The organism is Embleya sp. NPDC005971, assembly GCF_040629175.1.
Lineage (GTDB): Bacteria > Actinomycetota > Actinomycetes > Streptomycetales > Streptomycetaceae > Embleya.
The window spans coordinates 1-26,647 of the sequence record NZ_JBEXUX010000101.1 but is presented as its reverse complement, the minus strand read 5'-3'; the positions used below and the strand labels follow the sequence as shown (position 1 = coordinate 26,647).

Sequence of the window (26,647 nt, the reverse complement as noted above, 5' to 3'; positions counted from 1 at the left end):
GGGTCGACACCAACGACCAACCCACATCCGCAGCCGTCAACCCCGGCCGAGCCGACACAAACGAGGCCAACCGCCCCGCCTGCGCCCGCAACGCCTCCACCGACCGCCCCGACAACACCCACGGCACCACACCCACGACGGACCGCGCCGCCGCGTCACCCGACACCACCCCCGACACCGACCCGCCATCCGGCGGCGCCTGCTCGACGATCACATGCGCGTTCGTCCCGGAAATCCCGAACGACGACACCCCCGCCCGCCGCGGCAAACCACCCACCGTCGACCACGACCGAGCCTCCGCCAACAACCGCACCCCACCCGAGGACCAGTCCACCTCGGGGGTCGGCTCGTCCACGTGCAACGTCCGCGGCAGCACGCCCGCCCGCATCGCCAGGACCATCTTGATCACACCGGCGACCCCGGCGGCGGCCTGCGAATGCCCGATGTTGGACTTCACCGACCCCAGCCACAACGGACGATCCGCCGGCCGACCGCGCCCGTAGGTCGCCAACAGCGCCTGGGCCTCGATCGGATCGCCCAGCGCCGTCCCGGTCCCGTGCGCCTCCACCACGTCCACATCGCTCGGCGCCAGGCCCGCGTTGGCCAACGCGGCCCGGATCACCCGCTGTTGCGAGGGACCGTTCGGCGCCGTCAACCCGTTCGAGGCGCCGTCCTGGTTGATCGCCGAACCCCGCACCACGGCCAGCACCTCGTGGCCGTTTCGCCGGGCGTCCGACAACCGCTCCAAGGCCAACACACCGACGCCCTCGCCGAATCCCGCTCCGTCGGCCGCGGCCGAGAACGCCTTCGCTCGGCCGTCGGTGGCCAGCCCGCGCTGGTGGGAGAACGCGGTGAACACGGTCGGCGTCGCCATCACGGTGGCACCACCGGCCAACGCCAGATCGCACTCGCCCGCCCGCAACGCCTGGGCGGCCGAGTGCAGTCCCACCAGTGACGACGAACACGCGGTGTCCACCGTGACCGCGGGGCCCTCCAGGCCCAGTGCGTAGGACACCCGGCCGGACATCACACTCGCCGAACACGCGGTGGCCAGGTAGTTCGCGTACTCGCCGCCCGATCCGGCGAACAGCGAGAAGTAGTCCTGACCGATCGTGCCGAAGTAGACGCCGGTTCGGCTGCCCTGGAGCGACCGGGGGTCGATCCGGGCCCGCTCGATCGCCTCCCACGAACACTCCAGCAACAACCGCTGCTGCGGGTCCATCGCCAACGCCTCACGCGGCGAGATCCCGAAGAACTCGGCATCGAACTCCCCGGCGTCGTAGAGGAATCCTCCCTCGCGGACATAGGAGCGGTTTTCGTCGAACGCGGCGTCCAGGTCCCAGCCCCGGTCGGTGGGCAGCGGTGCCAGTGCGTCCACGCCGTGGTCGAGCAGCTCCCAGAACCGTTCCGGTGAACGGGCTCCGCCGGGCAGTCGGCAGCTCATGCCGATGATCGCGATCGGCTCCGCGTCCTTGCGCTCGGCCTCGCGCAGCCGCTGTCGTACGCTGCGCAGATCGGCGACGGTCTTCTTCAGATAGTCGCGGAGCTTTTCCTCGGTGGACCCGGCCGTCATCAGGACTCCCCCAGGTCGCTGTCGACCATGGCGAAGATCTCCTCGTCGGTGGCCGCCGACAGGTCGTCGTAGTCGGTCACCCGCTCGCGCGCCGCCGTCGCCGCGCGCCACTCGACGAGCAGCGCCTCCAGGTGGATCGTCACGTCGTCGATGCCGTCGGCGGCCGGGTCGAGACCGCGCAGTTCGCCGCGCAACCGGCCGACCGCGGCCAGTACCGGCTCGGTCGGGGACACCGGGTCGGTGGTCAGCAGCCCGTCCAGGTACTTGGCCAGGGCCTGCGGTGTCGGATGGTCGAAGACCACGGTGGCGGGCAATCGCAGCCCGGTGAGCGCGGTGAACCTGTTGCGCAGCTCGACCGCGGTCAGCGAGTCGAAGCCCAGCTCCCGGAAGGGTCGATCCGTGGCGATCGCGTCCGCGGTGCCGTGGCCGAGCACCGCCGCCGCGTGCTCGCGCACCAGGCCGAGCAGCAGTTCACCGCGTTCGGCCGCGGTCAACGACGCGAGTTGCTGTTCCAGACCGGAGTCCTGCACGGCGGCGCTCACCGTGCGCCGGGTCGCGGAGCGCACCAGTCGGCGGAACATCGCCGGCACCTCGCCACTGCGGCCCCGCAGGCCGGCGACGTCCAGGTGCATGGGCAGCAGCAGTGCCTCGCCCGTGTCGCGGGCGGCGTCGAACAGGGCCAGTCCGTCCTGTTCGGACATCCCGGCGACACCGTTGCGGGCGATCCTGGCCAGCTCGGTGGAGCCCAGTCGTCCGGTCATCGCGCTGCGGTCGGTCCACAGGCCCCAGGCCAGCGACTGGCCGGCCAGGCCCGCCGCGCGGCGGTGTTCGACCAGTGCGTCGAGGAAGGCGTTGGCCGCCGCGTAGTTGGATTGACCGGCGCCGCCGAGGACCCCGCTGGCGGAGGAGAACAGCACGAAGTCGGTCAGTGGCGCGTTGCCGACCAGTCGATGCAGGTTCCACGCCGCGTCGACCTTCGGGCGCATCACGGTGTCGAGGCGTTCGGGGGTCTGCTTACCGATCACTCCGTCGTCCAGCACGCCCGCCGAGTGGATCACCGCGACCAGCGGGTGCCGGTCGTCGACCGAGCGCAGCACCTGCTCCAGCCGCTCGGCGTCGGCCAGATCGCAGGAGGCCCAGGTGACGGTGGCGCCGAGTTCGGTGAGTTCGCGTACCAGTTCGGTGTGTTCGGCGCTGCGGCCGATCAGCAGCAGGCGGGTCGCGCCGTGCTCGGTGACCAGGTGTCGGGCGACGAACCCGCCCACCGTGCCGCCGGCTCCGGTCACCAGCACCGTGCCGTCCGTCCTGATCGCCCGGGGAACGGTGAGCACGATCTTGCCGACGTGCTTGGCCTGGCTGATGTGCCGGAACGCCTCCGGCGCCCGGCGGACGTCCCACTGGGTGATCGGCAGCAGCCGCAACTTTCCGGCCTCGAACAGTCGGACGATCTCGGCGAGCATCTCGCCGGTCCGTTGCGGACCGGCCTCGACCAGGTCGAAGGCCCGGTAGGCGACACCGGGATGGGTCTCGGCCACCTGCTCGGGGTGTCGGATGTCGGTCTTGCCCATGTCCACGAACCGGCCGCCGCCGGGCATCAGTCGCAGCGAGGCGTCGACGAACTCCCGGGCCAGCGAGTTCAGTACCAGGTCCACACCGCGTCCGTCGGTGGCCGCCAGGAAGTTCTTTTCGAAGTCGAGGGTGCGGGAGGAGGAGATGTGCGCGTCGTCCAGCCCCAGTTCGCGCAGCGTGCCCCACTTGCCCGGACTGGCGGTGCCGAACACCTCGGCGCCCAGTTGCCGCGCGATCTGCACGGCCGCCATGCCCACACCGCCGGCGGCGGCGTGGATCAGTACGCGGTCGCCCGCGCCGACCCGGCCGAGGTCGCACAGGCCGTAGTAGGCGGTGAGGAACGCCGCGGGCACCGAGGCCGCCTGGGTGAAGGTCCAACTCGCCGGGATCCGCGCCAGGTAGCGGTGGCCGGTCACCGCGAGCGGACCGAAGCCCGCGGACAGGATGCCCATCACCCGGTCGCCCGGGGCCAGGTCCGGTACCGCGCCGCCGACCTCCACCACCACGCCGGCGGCCTCGCGGCCCAGCGTCAGGTCGTCGTCGACCATGCCCAGGGCGGCGACCACGTCGTGGAAGTTCAGGCCGCCCGCGTGTACCGCGACGCGCACCTCGTGATCCGCCAGTGGCTTCTCGGCGTGCGGGTAGGCGCCCAGGGTGAGGTTGTCGAAGGTGCCCGGTTCGGTGATCTCCAGTCGCCAGGCGGCCGTTCCGGCGGGCGGCACGAGGTCGGTGGGCGTGACGCGCAGCAGTCGGGCGGCGGTGGCCTTGCCGGCCCGGACCATGACCCGGGGTTCGTCGGCGTGGATCACCTCGGCCAGCGTCGAGAGCGAGTCCGCGTGGTCGTCGACATCGACGAGGGTGATCCGCCCGGGGTTCTCGGTCTGCGCGGATCGCACCAGGCCCCAGACCGGGCTGTGGATCAGGTCTCCGGGCAGGGCGTTGCGGGTGACCACGACCAGCCGGGAGTCGGCGAACCGTTCGTCGGCGAGCCAGTCCCGGATCACGGCCAGCACGTGCCCGACGGCCGCCCGGACGGCCGCGGGCACGTCCTGGTCGGGCCGGGTCGGGTGCACGCACGGCAGCACCAGCACCTCGGGTACTGGCTCGACGGACGCCGGCTCGGCGGCGGTGGCCACCTGCCAACCGGCGGTCTCCAGGGCCGGGGCGAGGCCGAGCGGGTCGTCCCCCAGCACCGCGGCGCGCGCGGCTCGGGCGTCGGTCCCGACCACGGGGACGGCTTCGTCCCAGCCGACCTTGAACAACGATTCCGGGCGCTTGGCCGCGAGTTGGTCTGCTTCGACCGGCCGGGTGGCGAGGTTCGCGAGGCTGAACACCGGCAGTCCGGTGCCGTCCCAGGCGTGCCAGGACCTTCCCTGTGCACCGGCCGGGCCGACCCGCACCCGCAGGGACCGGGCGCCGGTGGCGAACAGTTGCACGTCGGTGAAGGAGAACGGCAGCCGGGTCTCGCCGGCGCCGAGCGCACCGACCGCGCCGGCTTGGAGCGCGGCGTCGAACAGGCCCGGGTGCAGGCCGAATCCGGATACGTCGACGTCCTCGGGCAGGTCGACCTCGGCGAACAGTTCCTCGCCCGCCCGCCACACCTTGCGGACGCCGCGGAACACCGGTCCGTAGCGGTATCCGGCGTCGTCCAGTCGCTCGTAGAACCCGTCCGCCTCCACCGGGGTCGCCCCGGCGGGCGGCCAGACCGCCATGCTCTGCGGCTGCCGTCCCTCGATCGTCAGGAACCCCTCGGCGTGCGTCACCCAGTCCTGTTCGGCGCCGCGCGAGTGCACCGACACCGACCGCCGCTCCGGCTCGCCGATGTCGGTGACGACCACCCGGATCTGTACCGACTCCGTCTCGTCCAGCACCAGGGGTGCCTGCAGGGTCAGTTCCTCGACGCAGCCGAAGCCGACCTGGTGGCCCGCGTGCAGGGCCTGCTCGACCCACACCACGCCCGGCACCAGCACCGAGCCGAGCACCTGGTGATCGGCCAGCCACGGATACTGCGTCAATGCCAGCCGGCCGGTCCACGCCCACTGCCCGCCCGGCAACTCCACCGCTGCGGGCAGCAGTTCGTGGCCGGCCTCGACCAGTCCGGCCGCGCCCACGTCACCGGCGTGCGCACGCGGCGGCTCCAGCCACAGGCGCTCGCGCTGGAACGCGTAGGTGGGCAGGCCCACCCGCCGGCCGCCGGGCACCATGGCCGGCCAGTCGATGGGCAGGCCGCCGGCCCAGGCGTCGCCGGCCGAGGTGATCATCCGCGCCAGGTCGCCCTCGTCGCGGCGCAGGCTCTGCAGGACCACGGCCTGCCCGCCGGCCTCGTGCACGGTCTCCTCGATCCCGACCGTCAGGACCGGGTGCGGGCTGCATTCGAGGAACACGGCGTGGCCCTGGTCCAGCAGGTACCGGACACCGGTCCGGAATTCCACCGTCTGCCGCAGGTTGCGGTACCAGTACTCGGGGCCAAGCTCGGCGGTGTCGATCCGCTCGCCGGTCACCGTCGACACGAACGGCAGCTCGCCGGTGCGGGGCGAGATGCCCGCGAGGGCCGCGAGCAGTTCCTCGCGGATCGTCTCCACCTGTGCGGAGTGCGACGCGTAGTCCACGTCGATCCGCCGGGCCCGGATCCCGTCGGCCTCACACGCGGCGAGCAATTCCTCCAGGCCGGCGACGTCGCCGGAGACCACGGTGGACGAGGAGCCGTTGACCGCCGCCACCGACACGCCCGGGTAGTCGGCCAGCAGCGGCAGGACCCGCTCCCGGGACAACGCCACCGACACCATCCCGCCCGGGCCGGAGAGTTTCTCGGCGATCAACCGGCTCCGCAGTGCCACCACCCGGGCGGCGTCCTCGACGGACAACGCTCCGGCCACCGTGGCGGCGGCGATCTCGCCCTGCGAGTGCCCGATCACCGCGCCGACCGAGACACCCCAGGACCGCCACACCTCGGCCAGCGACACCATCACCGCCCACAACGCGGGCTGTACGACCTCGACCCGGGCCAGGGCGGCGGCGTCGTCGAGCACGTCGAGCGGCTCGAAGTCGACGAACGGAGCCAGCGCCTTGGCGCACCGCCGCATCGAGTCCCGGAACACCGCGGAGGACTCCAGCAGTGCCCGGCCCATGCCGAGCCATTGACACCCCTGGCCGGCGAACACCAGCACCGCACCGTCTCGCACAGTGGCCGCCGGGCCGTCGGGGCCGGTGGCCACTGCCGCCAGGCCCGCGAGCAGTTCCTCCCGGTCCCGGCCCACCACCACCGCGCGGTGCTCGAACGCGCTGCGGGTGGTCGCGAGCGACCAGCCCACGTCGACGGGGTCCAGGTGCGCCACCCGCGCGCCCAGTTGCGCCGCCTGTGCCCGCAGTGCCGCCGCGGTGCGGCCGGACAACACCCACGGCAGCGCGTCGGGCACCGGTGCGCGCTCGGCCCGGTCCCGGACGGACTCGGCGGGCGGCGCCTCCTCGACGATCACGTGGGCGTTGGTGCCGGAGATCCCGAACGAGGACACCCCGGCCCGGCGCGGCCGGCCGTGCCCGGCGGACCATTCCTGCGGCGACGCCAACAACCGCACCGAGCCCGAGGACCAGTCCACCTCCGCCGTCGGCTCCTGCACATGCAAGGTCCTGGGCAATACGCCTTCGCGCAGCGACAGCACCATCTTGATCACGCTCGCCACGCCGGCGGCGGCCTGGGTGTGCCCGACGTTGGACTTCACCGACCCCAGCCACAGCGGACGATCCGCCGGCCGCCCCTGCCCGTACGCGGCCAGCAGCGCCTGCGCCTCGATCGGGTCGCCCAGGGCGGTACCCGTGCCGTGCGCCTCGACCACGTCGATGTCCGAGGGGGCGAGTCGGGCGTTGGCCAACGCCGCCTGGATGACCCGCTGTTGGGACGGCCCGTTCGGCGCGGCCAGGCCGTTCGAGGCGCCGTCCTGGTTCACCGCCGAGCCGCGCAGCACGGCCAGCACCTCGTGGCCGTTGCGCCGGGCCTCGGCGAGCCGCTCCAGTACCAGTACGCCGACGCCCTCGGCCATGCCCATGCCGTCGGCGGACGCCGAGAACGCCTTCGAGCGGCCGTCCCAGGCCAGTCCCCGCTGCCGGGAGAAGGACACCAGCGCCAACGGGGTGGACATCACCGTCACGCCGCCGGCCAACGCCAGGTCGCATTCCCCGGCCCGCAGCGCCTGCGCGGCCAGATGCAGCCCGACCAGCGAGGACGAGCACGCGGTGTCCACCGTGACGGCGGGGCCCTGGAGACCGAGCACGTAGGACACCCGGCCGGAGACCACGCTGGACGCGTTGCCGGTCAGCAGGTGGCCCTCGGAGCTCTCCGCCCCGCTCGTCCTGCCGTAGTGGCCGTTCCAGGCGCCGATGTAGACGCCGACGTCCGTGCCGCGCAGCGACACCGGGTCGATGCCGGCCCGCTCCAGCGCGCCCCAGGAACACTCCAGCAGCAGCCGCTGCTGCGGATCCATCGACAGGGCCTCGCGCGGCGAGATGCCGAAGAACCCGGGGTCGAACTCCCCCGCGTCGTACAGGAAGCCGCCGTCGCGGACGTAGCACTTGCCCGGCTCGTCGGGGTCCGGGTCGTACAGCTCGTCCAGGTCCCAGCCGCGATCGTCGGGGAACCCGGCGACCGCGTCGACGCCGTCGTCGAGCAGCGTCCAGAAGTCCTCGGGCGACCGCACGCCGCCGGGATAGCGGCAGCCCATGCCCACGATGGCGATCGGCTCGCAGTACCGGTCCTCTGCCTGCTGCAACCGCTCCGTCACGTCCGCCAGGTCGGCGGTGACGCGCCGGAGATAGGTGCGGAGCTTGTCTTCGTCCCCCATGGAGAGACCCATCCTTTTCGCGTGGTAGTCGACAGAGGTCAGGAACGGCCGAATTTGGCGTCGATGAAGTCGAAGAGATCGTCGTCGCTCACGTCGTCGACCTGTTCTCGGGAAGCACTCTGATCGCCGCCCCGGGCCTGGTCCCATCCGGTGAGCAGGGCGCGCAGCCGCGCGGTGAGCGCCGCCCGCTCCCGGACGTCCGGCACGACCGCGGGCAGGGTGTCGCAGGACAGTGCCGCGACGGTGGACTCCAGTCGGGCCAGGTCCTCGAACAGGGCGGAGCGGACCGGGTTTTCGTCGAAGGCGAGCCGCGAGCCGAGGTACGTCGCGAGCGCCGCGGGGTTCGGGTGGTCGAAGACCAGGCCGGCCGGCAGGCTCAGTCCGGTGGCCGCCGCGAGCCGATTGCGCAGCTTGACCGCGGTGAGCGAGTCGAAGCCGAGGTCGCGGAACGACCGGTCGACCGGGACCGCGGCCGCGTCGGGGTGCCCGAGCACCACCGCGGCCTGCGCCGCCACCGCGCCGAGCAGCGCCCGACGTCGCTCGTCCCCGGAGAGCGTGGCCAACCTGGCGACCAGGTCCGGGGTCTGCTCCGCCGGTTCCGGCGCTCGCACCGGCCGGGCCTCGGGAATCTCGCCGATCAGCGGCCGATCGCGCGCCGACGTGTAGCGCGCGGCGAAGGTCGGCCAGTCGATGTCCGCGACGACGAGGGTGCCCTCGTCGTGTTCGAGCGCCTGATCCAGGGCGCCGATCGCGACCTGCGGATCCATGAACCGCAGCCCCTGGCGGTGCAGGCGCTCCTCGGCGGCCCCCGTCGCCATCCCCTCGCCGGCCCAGGCGCCCCAGGCCACCGACGTGGCGGCCAGGCCCCGACCGCGGCGGTGTTCGGCGAGTGCGTCCAGGTCGGCGTTGGCCGCCGCGTACGCACCCTGTCCGCCGCTGCCCCACACTCCCGCGCCGGAGGAGAACAGTACGAAGGCGTCCAGATCGCCGAGCAGTTCGTGCAGGTTTCGCGCGCCCGCCGCCTTCGGCGCGAGCACTGCGGCGATCTCGGCCGCGTCGGTGTCCAGCAGCCGCGCGGACCGTCCCGAGCCCGCCGTGTGCACGACGGTGCGGATCGGCGGGCCGGCCGTGCGCAGTTGCTCCAGGAGCGTGGCCAGGGCGGCGCGGTCGGCGACGTCGCACGCGGCGATGGTGACCCGGGCGCCGAGGGCGACCAGCTCCTCGCGCAGTCGATCCGCGCCTTCCGCGTCCGGGCCGCGGCGGCTGACCAGCACCAGGTGCCGTACGCCGGCGTGCGCCAGCCGGCGGGCGACGTGGCCGCCCAGTCCGCCGGTGCCGCCGGTGATCAGCGCGGTGTCGCGGAACTGCGGCGCGCTGCCCGCGCTTTCGGATGCCGGGGCCCGGACCAGCCGCCTGGCCAGCAGCCCGGCCGGGCGCAGGGCGAGCTGGTCCTCGCCGTCCGGGGTGGACAGGGCGGCGAGCAGCAGGGCCGCCGTACGCTCGTCGAGTTCGGCCGGCAGGTCGAGCAGACCTCCCCACGACTCCGGGTGTTCCAACCCGAACACCCGTGCGAGACCCCACAGTTGCGCGGGTTTTGTGGAGTCCACCGAGTCGGTGCCGGTGGCCGCGACGCCGCCGCGGGTGAGCGTCCACAGGCGGGCTCGCACTGCGGCGTCGGTCAGCGCCTGGACGAGCAGCACGGTGTCCGACACGGCACGGGGCAGTACGTCGTGGTCCCGGTGCGTGGTCTCGGCCAGTCCCAGCAGGGACACCAGCGCGGTGGGGCGGACGACGCCCAGCCGCTCGGCGAGCGTCGCCCGGGTGTCCTGCGGTCCCAGGGCCAGGAGGTCGACGTCGGCGCCGGCGCCGGCCAGGGCCGCGCGGATCCGGTCGGTGTCCGCGTCGTGTTCGAGTTCGGCGGGCACGACCACGGTCCAGCGGGCGATCGGCTCGGCGGGGGGCCGGGGGTCGGCGACCGGCCGCCAGACGACCCGGTAGCGCAGGGCGTCCGCGGCGAGTTTGCGCCGCCGTTCCCGACGCCAGTCGGCCAGCGCCGGCAACACGTGCGCCAGGGGCGGGCGCAGGTCGTCGTGGTCCTGCCCTGCCGGACCCCGCAGCAGGGCCGCCAGTCGGTCCGGGTCGCCCTGGTCGACGGCGGTCCAGAAGTCCTGGTCCCCCTCCTCGGCGGCGGGCCGGGGCCGGTCCGCGGCTTCCAGCCAGTAGCGCGAGCGTTGGAAGGCGTATCCGGGCAGTTGCACCCGTCGGCCGCCGGCCAGCAGCGGCGTCCAGTCGATCTCGACACCTCGGGTCCAGGCTTCGCCGGCCGCCGTCACCATCCGGGTGAGGTCTCCCTCGTCCCGGCGCAGGCTCTCCAGCACCACCGCCTGATGGTGCTGGGCCGTCTCCTCGATGCCGACGGTCAGGACCGGGTGCGGGCTGGACTCGATGAACACCGCGTGCCCCCGGTCCAGCAGGTGGCGCACACCGGCCCGGAATTCCACGGTCTGCCGCAGGTTCCGGTACCAGTACTCGGGGCCCAGTTCGGCGGTGTCGATCCGCTCGCCCGTCACCGTCGACACGAACGCGAGTTCGGCGGTTCGCGGGGTGATCCCGTCCAGCAGGGTGAGCAGTTCGTCGCGGATCAGCTCGATCTGCGCGGAGTGGGAGGCGTAGTCCACGTCGATCCGTCGGGCCCGCACCCCCTGCCCCGCACACGCGGCGAGCAGCTTGTCCAGCCCGGGGATGTCACCGGAAACCACGGTGGACGACGACCCGTTGACCGCCGCCACCGACACGTCGGGGTAGTCGGCGAGCAGGGCGACCACCTCGTCGCGCGGCAACGCCACCGACACCATCCCGCCCAACCCGGACAACCTCTCGGCGATCAGCCGGCTCCGCAACGCCACCACCCGCGCGGCGTCGTCGACGGACAGCGCCCCGGCCACCGTCGCGGCGGCGATCTCACCCTGCGAATGCCCGATCACCGCGGACACCGGCACACCCCAGGACCGCCACAGCGCGGCGAGGGAGACCATCACCGCCCACAGCGCGGGCTGCACGACCTCCACCCGTGCCAGCGCCGTCTCGTCCGTCAGTACGGCCCGCACGTCGAAGTCGACGAAGGGCCGCAACGCCTCGGCGCAACGCCCCATCGACTCGCGGAACACCGCGGCCGACTCGGACAACTCCCGCCCCATGCCGACCCATTGGCAACCCTGGCCGGCGAACACCAGCACCACGCCGCGGTGGACGCCGGCCGCCCCGGGATGCTCGCCCCCGGCGGCCACCGCCGACGTGCCGGCCAGCAACTCCTCGCGGCTGCGGCCGACCACCACGGCACGGTGCTCGAACACACCGCGCGTGGCGGCCAGCGACCAGCCCAGGTCCAGCGCGGCCGATTCCGGACGAGCGGTGGCGTGCGCCGCCAACCGCGCGGCCTGTGCCCGCAACGCCTCGGGCGACCGGCCGGACAACACCCACGGCAGTACGTCGGGGCCCGCCACCACGACGTCGTCGGAGGGCTCGTCCGGGGCCTGTTCGACGATCACGTGCGCGTTGGTGCCGGAGATCCCGAACGAGGACACCCCGGCCCGGCGCGGCCGACCGTGCTCGACGGGCCACGCCTGCTGCGCGGTCAGCAGTCGCACCGCGCCCGAGGACCAATCCACCTCGGGAGTCGGCTCGTCCACGTGCAACGTCCGCGGCAACACGCCCGCCCGCATCGCCAGCACCGTCTTGATCACGCCGGCGACCCCGGCGGCGGCCTGGGTGTGGCCGATGTTCGACTTCAGCGAGCCGAGCCACAGCGGACGATCGGCGGGCCGACCGGGTCCGTAGACCGCCAGCAGTGCCTGTCCCTCGATCGGATCACCCAGCGTGGTGCCGGTGCCGTGCGCCTCCACCGCGTCGATCTGATCCGGCGTCAGCCGGGCGTCGTCCAGGGCCTGCCGGACGACCGCCTGCTGCGACGGGCCGTTCGGCGCGGTGAACCCACTGCTGGCACCGTCCTGGTTCACCGCCGAACCGCGCAACACGGCCAGCACCTCGTGCCCGTGCCGCCGGGCGTCGGAAAGCCGCTCCAGCACCAGCACCCCGACACCCTCGCCGAAGCCCGTGCCGTCCGCCGTGGACGAGAACGCCTTGCAGCGACCGTCCGCCGCGAGTCCGCGCTGCCTGCTGAAGGTGGTGAACACGGTCGGCGCCGAGATGACCGACGCTCCGCCGGCCAACGCCAGCGAGCACTGTCGTTGCCGCAGCGCCTGCGCGGCCAGGTGCAGGGCGACCAGCGAGGACGAACAGGCCGTGTCCACGGTGACCGCGGGCCCGGTCAGCCCGAACGTGTAGGAGATCCGCCCGGAGGCCGCACTGCCGGCGTTGCCGATGCCGACGAACGCCTCGACGTCCTCGTCGAGGCGAGGCAGTCGGGTCGCGTACTCGTGGGTCATCAGTCCGGTGTAGACACCGATCGGGCTGTCCGCGAACGCGGCCGGGCCGATGCCCGCCCGCTCCAGGGCCTCCCACGAACACTCCAGCAGCAGCCGGTGTTGCGGGTCCATCGTCAACGCCTCACGCGGCGAGACACCGAAGAACCCGGGGTCGAAGTCGGCGACGTCGTAAAGGAATCCGCCTTCGCGCACATAGGACCTGCCGGGCGCGTCCGGGTCGGGATGGAAGAGGTCGGCGTCCCAGCCCCGGTCGGCCGGGAACGGCGCGATCGCGTCGCGGCCCTGTGCGACCAGGTCCCACAGCTCCTCCGGGGTGCGGACGCCGCCGGGGAAGCGGCAGGCCATCGCGACGATCGCGATCGGCTCGACGGCCGCCGACTCCAGTTCGCGCACCCGCTCGCGAGCGGACCGCAGTTCCGCGGTGACCCGTTTCAGGTATCCGAGCGCCTTGTCGTCGCCGTTCACTGCGCACCTCCGATTCCCAGCTCGTCGTCCAGGTAGGCGTAGATCTCGTCCGCGGTCGCGGTATCCAGGTCGCCGACGTCGTCGGCGGGTGCGGCCGACGACCGCAGCTCCGCCAGCAGAGCGGTCAGCCGTTGGGCGATCAGGCCCCGGTCCAGTGCGTGCGAGGTCGGGCCGGTGAGGTCGCGGCGCAGCACGTCCAGCCGCTCCAGCGCCGATCCGGTGGCGTCGACCGTGCCCACCAACCGCCCGACCAGGTAGGCGGCGAGCCGTTCCGGGCTCGGGTGGTCGAAGACGGTGGTGGCGGGCAGCCGCAGATCCAATTGCTTGGCCAGCCTGTTGCGCAGCCGTACCGCGGTCAGCGAGTCGAAGCCCAGGTCGAGGAAACCTCGCGAGGGGACGATCGCGTCCGGGCTCTCGTGGCCGAGCACCGCGGCCGCCGCGCCGAGTACGACGTCCTGCACCAGGTGCAGCCGTTCCTCGCCGCTCAGCTCGGCCAACCGCTGTGCGAACCGTCCGTCGGTCGCCGGAGCCGCGGCGGCGACCGTCCGCCGCGGCGCCCGCACCAGGCCGCGCAACATCGCCGGCACCTCGTGCCCGGACCCCGTGTCGAGTCGGATGGGTACCGCGAGCGGCGCAGCGGCGCCGAGCGCGGCGTCGAAGGCGGCCAGGGCCTCGGCGGCGGACAGCGCGCCGACCGCAGCGATGTTGCGCGACGCGGACCCGACCTGCCTGGTCATTTCGCTGCGCTGGGCCCACAGTCCCCAGGCCAGCGACAGGCCGGGCAGGCCGCGGGCCGCGCGGTGCGCGGCGAGCGCGTCCAGGAAGCCGTTCGCCGCCGCGTAGTTGGCCTGGCCGGCCGCGCCGAGGACCGAGGCGGCAGAGGAGAACAGTACGAACGCGCTCAGCGGCAGGTCGGCGGTCAGTTCGTGCAGGTGCCAGGCGGCATCGGCCTTGGGGCGCAACACCGCGTCCAGCCACTGCGCGGGTTGGTTGCCGAGCACGCCGTCGTCCAGCACACCGGCGGCGTGCACGACGGCGGACAGCGGGTACTCCGGGTCCACTCCGGCGAGCAGTTCGGCCACGGCGCCGCGGTCGGCGACGTCGGCCGCCACGATGTCGACGTGTGCGCCCAGTTCGGTGAGTTCGGCGTGCAGCCGGTCGGCGCCGGCGGCCGCGGGGCCGGCGCGGCCGACCAGCAGGAGCCGGGTGTTGCCGTGTGTCTCCACGATGTGCCGGGCCAGCAGTGCGCCCAGGGTGCCGGTGCCACCGGTGATCAGGACGGTGCCGGTGCCCAGCGAACCGCCCCCGGTCGGCTCGCCGATCCGGGCCAGTCGGGGCACCTTGCCCAGGCCGGCCCGCACCAGCACCTCGGGTTCGGGGCCGGCCGCGAAGCCGGGCACGGTGGCGATCGAGTCGGGGTGGTCGTCCAGGTCGAGGAGGGTGATCCGGTCCGGGTTCTCGGTCTGCGCAGTGCGCAGCAGTGCCCGGACGGTGCCGTGCACGAGGCCGTCGCGGGACTCGTCGCGGGTGACCACGACCAGGCGGGATTCGGCGAAGCGGGCGTCGGTGAGCCACTCCTGCAACACGCCGAGGACCCGCCCGGTCGCCGCGCGCACGGCCGCGGGCGGCTCGTCGCGATCGGCCGCGGGCCACCGGCACGGGAGCAGAACCAGGTCGGGCACGATTCGTACGGCGGCCGGGTCGGCGGCGGTGTCGACCCGCAGGCCCGCGTGCTCCAGTGCGGCGGCCAGGTCGAGGGGGTCCGGGCCCAGGACGACCGCGGAGCCGGCAACGGATCCGGGGGCCGGGGTCACCGGCTGCCAGTCGATCCCGAACAGGACTTCCGCGGGCTTCGTCGCCAACTGCCCGGCGTCGACCGGCCGGGTGGCGAGCCGTCCGATGTCGAACACCGGGAGTCCGTCGCCGTCCCAGGCCCGCCAGGAGGATTCGCGCGGGTCGATCCGCACCCGCAGCGCGGTCGCGCCGGTGGCGAACAGGTGCACGTCGGTGAAGGAGAATGGGAGTCGGGTCTCGCCGGGACGGTGCCCGGCCGCGTCGTCGAAGGCGATGCCGTGCAGGGCGGCGTCGAAGAGTGCGGGGTGGATGCCGAACCCCTCGCTCGTCCCGTCCCCGGGCAGCGCGATCTCGGCGTACAGCTCCTCGCCGCTCCGCCAGATCCGCCGCAGGCCGCGGAACGCGTCGCCGTAGTGGTAGCCGGCCGCTTCGAGTCTCTCGTAGAACCCGTCGACGTCGAGCGCCGCGGCCCCGGCGGGCGGCCACTGCGTGAGAGCGGCGGGGGGCGGAGCGGCCACGCCGAGGATGCCCTCCGCGTGGGTGGTCCAGGTCCCGTCCGGGCGCTGCGAATGCATCGACACCGCCCGGCGGTCGGGGTCGTCGAGCTCGGTGACCACCACCCTGATCCCGGCCGGAGCCGACTCGTCCAGCAGCAGCGGTGCCTGGAGGTTCAGCTCCTCCACGGCGCCGAAGCCGACCCGGTGTCCGGCGTGCAACGCCAGTTCCACCCAGGCCACGCCGGGCAGCAGTACCGATCCCAGCACCGCGTGGTCCGCCAGCCACGGAAACGCCCGGGTGGAGGGTTGTCCGGTCCACACCGACCGGCCGCCCGGCAGTTCCACCGTCACGGGAGCCAGCGCGTGCCCGGCCTCGGCCAGTCCCACCGCGGCCACGTCGCCCGCGTGGCCGGGCGTCGCGTCCAGCCAGTGTTGCCGGTGTTGGAAGGCGTAGGTGGGCAGTTCCACCCGTCGGCCGCCGGCGAGCAACGGCATCCAGTCGACCGCCACACCCCGGGTCCAGGCTTCGGCCGCCGCGCCGACCATCCGGGTGAGATCGCCCTCGTCCCGACGCAGGCTCTCCAACGCCACCACGCCGTCCGCGGTCTCTTCGATGCCCACGGTCAGTACCGGGTGCGGGCTGGCCTCCAGGAAGACCCGATGTCCCCGGTCCAGCAGGTACTGCACGCCCGCCTGGAACTCCACGGTGCGGCGCAGGTTGCCGTACCAGTATTCCGGGCCCAGTTCGGCGGTGTCGATGCGCTCACCGGTCACCGTCGACACGAACGGCACGTCACCGGGCAGCGGACGAATCCCCTGCAACGCGGTCACCAACTCGTCGCGGATCGACTCCACCTCTTGCGAGTGCGAGGCGTAGTCCACGTCGATCCGCCGGGCCCGGATCCCGCCGGCGTCGCAGGAGGCCAGCAGCGCGACCAGCCCGGCGAGGTCGCCCGAAACCACGGTGGACGACGGGCCGTTGGCGGCCGCGATCGACACGCCGGGGTGCTCCGGGAGCATCGCGACGACCTGGTCGCGGGGCAACGCGATCGAGGCCATCCCGCCCGGGCCGGAGAGTTTCTCGGCGATCAACCGGCTGCGTACCGCCACCACTCGGGCGGCGTCCTCGACGGACAACGCCCCGGCCACCGTGGCGGCGGCGATCTCGCCCTGCGAGTGCCCGATCACCGCGGCGGCCGAGACACCCCAGGACCGCCACACCTCGGCCAGCGACACCATCACCGCCCACAACGCGGGCTGTACGACCTCGACCCGGGCCAGGGCGGCGGCGTCGTCGAGCACGTCGAGCGGCTCGAAGTCGACGAACGGAGCCAGCGCCTTGGCGCACCGCCGCATCGACTCGCGAAACACCGCGGACGACGCGGACAACTCCCGGCCCATTCCCACCCATTGGCATCCCTGGCCGGCGAACACCAGGACCGGACCGTCGTCCACGGCGACCGCATCGGCGCCGGCACCGTCGGCGGCCACCGCCGACAGCCCGGCCAGCAACTCCTGCCGGTCCGCGCCCACGACCACCGCACGCTGCTCGAACGCGCTGCGGGTGGTCGCCAACGACCAACCCACGTCCAGGGCGGTCGAGTTCGGCTTGGTCGACAGGTACTCGGCCAACCGTGCGGCCTGCGCCCGCAGTGCCTGCGGCGAGCGGCCGGACAACACCCACGGAATCACGTGCGGCGCGGGTGCCGGTGCCTCGTCCGGTTGTTCGTCCGGTATCTGTTCCAGGATCAGGTGCGCGTTGGTACCGCTGATGCCGAACGAGGACACCCCGGCCCGGCGCGGCCGGCCGTGCTCGGCGGACCACTCCTGCTGCGCGGTCAACAACCGCACCGCGCCCGAGGACCAATCCACCTCCGGCGTCGGCTCGTCCACATGCAGCGTGCGAGGCAGCACCCCTTCGCGCATCGCCCGGATCATCTTGATCACACTCGCCACGCCGGCGGCGGCCTGGGTGTGGCCGATGTTGGACTTCACCGACCCCAGCCACAGCGGACGATCGGCGGGCCGGCCCTGCCCGTAGGTGGCCAGCAGCGCCTGGGCCTCGATCGGATCGCCCAGCGCCGTCCCGGTCCCGTGCGCCTCGACCACGTCCACATCGCCCGGTGCCAGGCCCGCGTTGGCCAACGCGGCCCGGATCACCCGCTGTTGCGAGGGACCGTTCGGCGCCGTCAACCCGTTCGAGGCCCCGTCCTGGTTGATCGCCGAACCCCGCACCACCGCCAGCACCTCGTGCCTGTGCCGCCGGGCGTCGGAAAGCCGCTCCAGCACCAGGATTCCGACGCCCTCGGCCCAGGCCACGCCGTCCGCGGCCTTGGCGAACGCCTTGCTGCGGCCGTCGGCGGCCAGTCCGCGCTGCCGGGAGAACTCGACGAACGGACGCGGGGTGTGCATCACCGTCACCCCACCGGCCAACGCCAACTCGCACTCGCCGGCCCGCAACGCCTGGGCGGCGAGGTGCAGTCCGACCAGGGAAGTCGAGCACGCCGTGTCCACGGTGACCGCCGGGCCGACGAAGTCGAAGGTGTAGGAGATCCGCCCGGAGGCGATGCTGCCGGCGCTTCCGGTGCCGAGCGTGCCCTCGTATCCGGCCGGCACCGCGCCCAGCCGGGAGGCGTACTCGTGGTACATCACGCCCGCGTACACCCCGGTTCGGCTGCCCTTGAGCGAGACGGGGTCGATGCCCGCGTGTTCGAGCGCCTCCCACGAACACTCCAACAGCAGGCGCTGCTGGGGGTCCATCGCCACCGCCTCGCGGGGCGAGATCCCGAAGAAGCCGGCGTCGAACCTGCCCGCCTCGTGCAGGAAACCGCCCTCGCGCACATACGACTTGCCGACCGCGTCCGGGTCGGGGTCGAACAGGTTCCGGGTGTCCCAGCCGCGGTCGACCGGCCACTCGGATATGCCGTCGCCGCCGGAGACGACCAGGTCCCACAGGTCGTCGGGTGTGCGGACGCCGCCCGGGTAACGACCGGCCATGCCCACGATGACGATCGGATCGTCCTGGACCGGCGCGGCGACCTCGGTGTTCGCCGCCGCCTCCGGCTCGGGCACGATCAGCCGGGTCAGCACATGCTCGGTGATCGCCCGTGGGCTCGGGTAGTCGTAGGTCAGCGTGGCGGGCAGCCGCAGGTCGGTGGCGGCGGCGAGCCGATTGCGAAACTCCACCGCGGTCAGCGAGTCGAAGCCGGCCTCGTGCAGGTTCTGCTCGGGTCGCACACCGTCGGCGGCGTTGTAGCCCAGGGTGTCGGCGACAGCGCTACGCACGATGTTGAGCACCATCCGGCTGCGTTCGGCGCCGGTCAGCCCACCCAGCCGGTCCGCGAGCGAGGAGTCCCGCCGGGCGCGGGCCGGTTCGCGGACCAGACCGCGCATCGGCACCGGGAGGTGCTCGCGTCGGGCGCGCAACATCGCGGTGTCCACCCGCATCGGCAACAACACGGCGTGCTCGGCGGCGCATCCGGCGTCGAACAGCCGCATGCCCTCCTCGGAGGTCAGCGCGGTGACGCCGATCCGCGAGATTCGGGTGAGTTCGGCGTCGCCGAGACCGCGGGTCATGCCGCTGTCCTGGGCCCACAGCCCCCAGGCGAGGGAGACCGCGGGTAGCCCGAGCCTCCTGCGGTGGGTGGCCAGCGCGTCCAAGTAGGCGTTCGCGGCGGCGTAGTTGCCCTGCCCGGCGGCGCCGAGGGTGGCCGCGGCCGAGGAGAACAGCACGAACGCGGCCAGGTCCAGGTCGGCGGTCGCCTCGTGCAGGTGCCGGGCGCCGTCCACCTTCGCCGCGAACGAGGTGTCGATGCGTTCGGGGGTCAGTGCGTGCAGGACACCGTCGTCCAGGACACCGGCGGTGTGCACGACCGCGGTGAGCGGATGTTCGCCCGGTATCGAGGCGAGAAGTCGGTCCACCGCGGCGCGCTCGGACACGTCGCAGCGCACCGAGGTGATCTCCCCGTCGAGCAGTTCGCTCCCCGGGGCGGGCCTGCCGCTGCGACTGGCCAGGATCAGCCTGCGTACACCCAGGTTCCGCACGACGTGCTCGGCCACGAGTCCGGCCAGCGTTCCGGATCCGCCGGTGATCAGCACGGTGCCGTCGGGGTTCCACCCGGCCGGGGCCTGCCGCACGACGGCGGGGGCCAACCGGGGGACCAGGATCCTGCCGTCCCGGATCGCCGATTGTGGTTCGCCGGTGGCGATCGCCGCGGCCAGGGCGGGTGTCGCGGAGCCGGGATCGTCCACATCGATCAGCACGAAACGGTCGGGGTGCTCGGTCTGCGCGGTCCGGACGAGTCCCCACAACGGCGCGTGCACGAGATCCGGCTCGTCGTCGCCGATCACCACGGCCCGTCGGGTGACCAGCGCCAACCTGGCGCCGGTGTCGGCGGTCAGCCAGCGCTGGAGCAGGGCCAACACGCGGTGGGTGGCCGCGTGCGTGGCATCGGCCTCGGGCGCCGCGTCGACGTCGGCCTGGGGGGCGGTCTCCGTGTCGGTGTCGAAGCACCGCACCACCACGATGTCGCAGTCGTGCGCGAGTGCCTCCTCCGGCGTGCTCGCGGTGGCGATGCGCAGTCCGGAGCCGTCGGCCGCGGGCACCGGCGTCCAGTCGAGGCGGAACAGGGCATCGGATGTGCCGAGGTCGAGCGGCATGGCGGAGATCGGGCGCAGCGCCAGCGCATCGACGGTCAGGACCGGTCGGCCCGCGGTGTCGGTGACGTCCAGCCGGATGGCATCGGTACCCGCCTTGGAGATCCGCACCCGCACGGCCGTCGCGCCCCGACTCCACAGGGCCACCCCGGTCCAGGCGAACGGGAGGTACTTGCCGTCCGGCCGTTCGTGGAACTCGCCCAGCCGGGCGGCGTGCAGGGCCGCGTCGAGCAGGGCCGGATGCATGCCGAATCTCGCCGCCTCGGCGCCGGCCACCTCGGGCAGGGCGACCTCCGCGAAGATCTCGTCGGCCTGTCGCCACACGGCCCGCAGCCCTTGGAACAGCGGACCGTAGTGGTAGCCGTGGTCGGCCAGGCCGGGGTAGAAGTCGTCGAGGTCGACGGTCTGCGCCTGCGGCGGCGGCCACTGGGCGATCGACGGAGCGGGCTCCGGGGCATCCGCGGGAGCCAGCAGACCGCTCGCGTGCAGGGTCCACTCGTGCTCGACGTGCTCGTCGTGGGGCCGGGCGTGCACGGTGAGGGCACGTCTGCCGTCGTTCTCGGTGGCACCGACGACCATCTGCACCTGCGCCGAGCCCCGCTGCGGAATCACCAGCGGCTGATGGAGGGTCAGGTCCTCCAGGGCCGGGCAGCCGGCCTCGTCGCCGGCGCGCAGGGCCAGATCGACCAGTGCGGTGCCGGGCAGCAGCACCGAGCCCAGCACGGTGTGGCCGGCCAACCACGGGTGGGTGCGCAGCGACAACCGTCCGGTGAGCACCACCCTGTCCTCGCCCGCGATGGCGACGGTGGCGCCCAACAAAGGGTGCCGGGCGTCGGCGAGGCCGATCTCCGCCGGTTCGCCCGCGCTCGGGCCGGTGTGGATCCAGTAGTGCTGGTGTTGGAAGGCGTAGGTGGGCAGGTCGACGGCGCGAGCCTCGGCGAACATCGGTGCCCAGTCGACCGGATGTCCGCCGACATGCACCGCGGACAACGCCGACAACACGGTCCGCACCTCGTCCTGCCCCGCACGCAACGCCACCGTCGAGGCCACCTCGACGCCGGCCTCGTCGGCGCACTCGGCGACCGCCCCGGCCAATGCCCCCGCGGGCCCCAGCTCCACCCACGTCGAGACACCCGCGTGCAACAGGGTGTGCACGCCCGCGCCGAACAACACCGGCTCACGCACCTGGCGAACCCAGTAGTCCGGCGAACACCACGCATCCGGATCCACCCACGAACCCGTCACACCCGACACCGCCGACAACCCCGGGCGGTCAAAGCGCACCGACTCCAGGATCCGCCGGAACTCCGCCGACATCGGCTCCATCAACGGGGAATGGAACGCGTGCGACACCCGCAGCCGACGCGCACGGCCGCCTCGCGCCGACACCTCGGCGACCACCGCCGCCACGGCCTCCTCGGTACCGGAGACCACCACCTGACCGGGCCCGTTCACCGAGGCGACCACCACACCCGGCGTCAACAGCCCCTCGACCTCGTCCGGCCCCAGTCCCACCGCCGCCATCGCACCGCCCGACGGCAACTCCTGCATCAATCGGCCGCGTGCGGCCACCACCGCGCAGGCGTCCGGCAACGACCACACGCCCGCGACGTGCGCCGCCGCCAACTCGCCGATCGAATGCCCCACCACGTGCCCCGGCCGCACCCCGAAGGATTCGGCCAGCCGGTAGAGCGCCACCTCGATAGCGAACAGCCCCGCCTGGGTGAACACCGTCTCGTCCAGCAGACCCTCGGTGCCCTCGGCACCGAACACCACGTCCCGCACCGGATGCATGACGTGGCCCGTCAACCGCCGATCCAGCTCCGCCGCCGCCGCGTCGAACGCCTCGGCGAACACCGGGAATCGCTCGTACAGACCCCGGCCCATCCCCGGCCGCTGGCCGCCCTGCCCGGCGAACACGAAGCCCAGGGCGCCGGACCGCGCCGCACCCGAAACCACACCCGGCCCGGCCCCTCCCCCGGCCACGGCACCAAGACCCGCGAGCAGTTCCTCCCGGTCCAGGCCCACGACCACCGCACGATGCTCGAAGGCGCTGCGGGTCGACGCCAACGACCAACCCACGTCCGGGACGGCCGACTCCGGGCTTGCCGACAGATGCGCGGCCAACCGCGCCGCCTGCGCCCGCAACGCCTGCGCCGTCCGCCCCGACAACACCCACGGCAGCACGGCCGGCGTCGAGTCGACGTCCGGGACCGGGACCGGGGCGACCTCCGGCGCCTGCTCGACGATCACGTGCGCGTTGGTGCCCGAGATGCCGAACGACGACACGCCCGCCCGGCGCGGCCGACCGTCCACGACCGGCCACGCCTGCTCCGAGGTCAGCAGCCGCACCGCGCCCGAGGACCAATCCACCTCGGGGGTCGGCTCGTCCACGTGCAACGTCCGCGGCAGTACACCCGCCCGCATCGCCAGGACCATCTTGATCACGCCGGCGACCCCCGCGGCCGCCTGCGCATGCCCCACGTTCGACTTCACCGACCCCAGCCACAGCGGACGATCGGCGGGCCGGCCCTGCCCATAGGTGGCCAGCAGCGCCTGCGCCTCGATCGGATCACCCAGCGCCGTCCCGGTCCCGTGCGCCTCGACCACGTCCACATCGCCCGGCACCAGGCCCGCGTTGGCCAACGCCTCGCGGATCACCCGCTGTTGCGACGGTCCGTTGGGGGCTGTCAACCCGTTCGACGCGCCGTCCTGGTTCACCGCCGTGCCCCGCACCACGGCCAGTACCCGATGGCCCAGCCGCCGAGCGTCCGACAGCCGCTCCAACAGCAGGATCCCCAGACCCTCGCCCCAGCCCGTCCCGTCGGCGGCGCCCGCGAACGCTTTGCACCTGCCGTCGACGGCCAGACCGCGTTGCCGGGAGAACACCTCGAACAGCCGCGGTGTCGGCATCACCGTCACCCCGCCGGCCAGGGCCAGTTCGCACTCCCCGGCGCGCAACGCCCGTGCCGCCAGGTGCAGTCCCACCAGCGAGGACGAACAGGCCGTACTGATCGTGATCGCCGGCCCCTCCAGGCCCAGCGTGTAGGAGATCCGCCCGGAGAGCACACTCGCCGACGCGGCGGTGGCCAGGTAGCCGTGCGACCGCTCGTCCGCACGCAGCAACAGGGTGCCGTAGTCCTGACCGTTGCTGCCGACGAACACGCCGGTCCGGCTGCCCTTGAGCGACCGAGGGTCGATCCGGGCCCGCTCGATCGCCTCCCACGAACACTCCAGCAACAACCGCTGCTGCGGATCCATCACCAACGCCTCACGCGGCGAGATCCCGAAGAACGCCGGGTCGAACTCCCCCGCGTCCCGCAGGAATCCGCCCTCGCGGACATACGACTTGCCCGGCGCGGCCGGGTCGGGGTCGAAGAGGTTCTCCAGGTCCCAGCCGCGGTCCTGCGGGAACTCCGACACCGCGTCCACACCCGCGTCCAACAGTTCCCAGAACTCCTCCGGCGAGCGCACACCACCGGGCAGCCGGCAGCTCATGCCCACGATCGCGATCGGCTCGCGATCGCCGTCCTCCAACTCGCGCACCCGCTGCCGTGCCTCGTGCAGGTTGGCGGCGGCCTGCTTCAGATAGTCGAGCAGCTCTTCGTCGTTAGGCATTGGTGGATTCACTTCCGGTGCGTCCGTCGAGTCGGTGGTCGGCCTGCTACCTGCGCCGGGCATCCGGCAGCGGTCGAAGACGGTCAACTGTCAGCGGGAGATTCCGAGTTCGTTGGTGAGGAAGTCGAGCACCTCGGCACGGGACGCCGACTGGAGGTCGCGTGCGGGATCCGACCGCGGCGCACAGGCGGACTGGATCTCGTTCAATCTGTGCGTGATCCGGGAGCGTTCGTCCGCGTTCAGCTCGGCGACCGCGAGCTTGGCGCCCAGCGTGTCCAGTTGGGCGAGCAGGCCGTCCACGCCCCGGTCCTCGAAGGCCAGGTGCTCGTCCAGGTGTTCGGCCAGCGACGCGAGAGTCGGGTAGTCGTAGACGAGGGTCGCGGGCAGTTGCACGCCGACCCGGACGACCAGAAGATTGCGCAGTTCGACGGCGGTGAGCGAGTCGAAGCCGATGCCGTGGAAGGAACTGTCCGGTCCTATCGCGGACCGCGACGCCTGGCCCGCATCCGGGGCCGAATCGTGTCCCAGCACGGTGGTGACCAGTTCGTGCACCAGCTCCAGCAGAGCGGGTCCGCGCTCGTCCTCGGGCATCGCGGCCAGCGCGGCGGGCAGATCGGTGCCCCGCGTGGCCGGCCCGAGCTCGCCCAGTGCGCGCACCTCGGGGAGATCGGCGATCAGCCGGCTCGGCCGCGATGCGGTGAAGTCCGCGGCGAACCGCGACCAGTCGATGTCGGCCACGATGTGCGCGGCCGCCGGTTCGGTCATGACGTGTCGCAGCGCGGCGATGGCACGATCCGGCGCCATCAGCGGCAGGCCGTAGCGGCGGGTCCGGCTTGCGACGGCATGATCGGCGACCATGCCGTCGCCCTGCCAGGCACCCCAGGCGATCGAGGTGGTGGGCAGTCCGGCCGCGCTGCGCTGCTCGGCGAACGCGTCGAGGAACGTGTTGGCCGCGGCGTAGTTGCCCTGTCCCTTGGTGCCGACAGTCGCGGCGAGCGAGGAGAACAGCACCAGATGCGAGTCCTCGATCGACTCGTGCAGGTTCAGCGCACCCTTGATCTTGACGTCCAGTGCGCCCGCGAAACGTTGTGGCGTGAGCGAGTCGATCAAACAGTCGTCCAGCGTGCCCGCGGCGTGGATCACCGCGCTCAGCGGGCGGTCGGCGGGGATCGAGTCGACCAACCGGCGCACCGCGGCGGCATCGGTGACGTCGCACGCCTCGATGGCCACCGGCATGCCGGACGCGGTCAGCTCGTCGAGCAGCGCAGCCGCCCCCGGGGCCTCCGCACCGCGACGGCCGACCAGCAACAACCGCTCGATGTCCTGGGTGACCAGCCAACGCGCGATATTGGCTCCGACGCCGCCGGTACCGCCGGTGACCAACACGGTTCCGCCGGGCTGCCATTCCCGGGCGGTGGTCGATGCGGACGAACGCACCATGCGCCGGACGAACACACCGTGCTCGCGCACGGCGATTTGGTCCTCGCCATCCGGCGCGGCCAGCACGTCGGCGACCAGTTCCCGAATCCGGGCGTCGGCACGCTCCGGGAGGTCGACCAGCCCGGCCCACAGTTGCGGCTTCTCCAGCGCGGCGACCCGGCCCAGGCCCCAGACCTGTGCCTGACCGGTCTCCGCCGCAGGATCGGCACCGCCGACGCAGACCGCCTGCCGGGTGGCGACCCACAGGCGTCCGAGGTCGAGTTCCTCGCAGACCTGCACGGTGTTCGCGACGGCGGCCAGTCCGCTGGGCACCGCTTCCGCGTCCGGGTGTGGCCGGTCGTCGAACGCCAGCAGGCTGAGTACGGCGTCGATCCGCTGCCCGGCGACCGCGTCCCGCACGACGGCGGCTTGCGCGGTGCGATCCGCTGCGGCCGGAACCTGTACGCGGATCACCGCACAACCGCGCTCGGTCAGCATCTGCTCGGCGCCGGCCACCCACACGAAACGCTCGTCCGACTCGGGCACCAGCAACAACCAACGACCGGAGAGGCCGGCCGACGTCCCGGCCGAGCGCCGGCGCCAGTCGATCCGGTAGTGCCAACCGTCGCCCGGCGTCTGCGGCCGAGCGGTGAACAACGGGTCGACGTCCAGCCAGTAGTGCCGATGTTGGAAGGCGTAGGTGGGCAGGTCGGTCAGGGTCGCGGCGGTCCCGGTGAACAGGCGGGACCAGTCGACGGTGTGGCCGGCGGTGTGCAGGTGGGCCAACGCGGTCACGGCGGTACGCACCTGCGGTCGGTCCCGGCGTTGCAGCGCGGTGAACGACGCGTCGGCCACGTTCTCCGGGCCCATCGCGGTGAGCACGCCGTCGGGACCGATCTCCACGAAGCGGGTCACACCCGCCGCGCGCAGTCGGGTGACGTGATCGGCGAACCGCACCGGCTCGCGCACGTGATCCACCCAATACCGGGCCGAACACACCTCCTCGGCAGTCGCGGCCATCGGAACGACCGGCTCGGCCAACTCGACCCCGGCCAGCACCGCGGCGAACTCGTCCAGCACCGGATCCATCAACGGCGAGTGGAACGCGTGGCTGACGGTGAGCCGCCGGGTCTTGTGCCCCCGCTCGCGCAACTCCTCCGCGATCGCGACGACGACGTCCTCGACGCCGGAGATCACCACCGCCGACGGCCCGTTGACCGCCGCGATGCCCGCCTCCCTCTCGCGGCCCTGCAACAGCTCGACGACCTCGGCCTCGGTCGCCTGGACGGCGAACATCGCCCCGCCCGCCGGGAGCGCCTGCATCAACCGGCCGCGCGCGGCGACCACCCGACAAGCGTCGTCCAAGGTCAGCACCCCGGCCACGTGCGCGGCGGCCAGCTCGCCGATCGAGTGACCGGTCACGAAGTCCGGCCGCACACCCCACGACTCGAGCAGCCGGAACAACGCCACCTCGACCGCGAACAACGCGGGCTGGGTGAACCCCGTCTCGTCCAACCCCACCCCGTCGAACACCACGTCCCGCAACGACCGGGACAGGTGAACGTCGAAACAGGCACAGATCTCGTCGAACGGCTCGGCGAACGCCGCGAAAGCGTCGTACAGCTCCCGACCCATCCCCGCCCGCTGCGCACCCTGACCCGTGAACAGGAACGCCGTACGCCCCCCACCCGCGACCCCGGAAACCACCCCGGCCCCGGCCTCACCCGCCGCCAACCGCCCCAGACCCGCGACCAGTTCGTCCCGGTCCGCGCCGAC

The 26,647-nt window shown here is 72.9% G+C and carries 5 protein-coding genes; all 5 read right to left on the bottom strand.

The window, feature by feature from the left end; all coding sequences use genetic code 11:
* Positions 1 to 1,573: beta-ketoacyl synthase N-terminal-like domain-containing protein (locus ABZ374_RS44795; protein ID WP_360323721.1), on the bottom strand; the 1,573-nt coding region annotated here is incomplete at its 3' end.
* Positions 1,573 to 7,977 carry an SDR family NAD(P)-dependent oxidoreductase gene (locus ABZ374_RS44790; protein WP_360323719.1) on the bottom strand — a complete coding sequence of 2,135 codons (6,405 nt, stop codon included), beginning with the start codon at positions 7,975 to 7,977 and terminating at the stop codon, positions 1,573 to 1,575. The genes ABZ374_RS44795 and ABZ374_RS44790, both read right to left, overlap by 1 nt.
* A 38-nt stretch (positions 7,978 to 8,015) precedes the next feature.
* Positions 8,016 to 12,887 carry a type I polyketide synthase gene (locus ABZ374_RS44785; protein ID WP_360323717.1) on the bottom strand — a complete coding sequence of 1,624 codons (4,872 nt, stop codon included), beginning with the start codon at positions 12,885 to 12,887 and terminating at the stop codon, positions 8,016 to 8,018.
* Positions 12,884 to 23,452 carry a type I polyketide synthase gene (locus ABZ374_RS44780; RefSeq protein WP_360323715.1) on the bottom strand — a complete coding sequence of 3,523 codons (10,569 nt, stop codon included), beginning with the start codon at positions 23,450 to 23,452 and terminating at the stop codon, positions 12,884 to 12,886. The genes ABZ374_RS44785 and ABZ374_RS44780 overlap by 4 nt, the downstream gene beginning before the upstream one ends.
* 90 nt (positions 23,453 to 23,542) lie before the next feature.
* Positions 23,543 to 26,647: type I polyketide synthase (locus ABZ374_RS44775; protein WP_360323713.1), on the bottom strand; the 3,105-nt coding region annotated here is incomplete at its 5' end.

Bases quoted from the DNA above. Each gene is read 5' to 3' on its own strand.
- ABZ374_RS44790 (WP_360323719.1), bottom strand. From the start codon at position 7,977: ATGGGGGACGAAGACAAGCTCCGCACCTATCTCCGGCGCGTCACCGCC.
- ABZ374_RS44780 (WP_360323715.1), bottom strand. From the start codon at position 23,452: ATGCCTAACGACGAAGAGCTGCTCGACTATCTGAAGCAGGCCGCCGCC.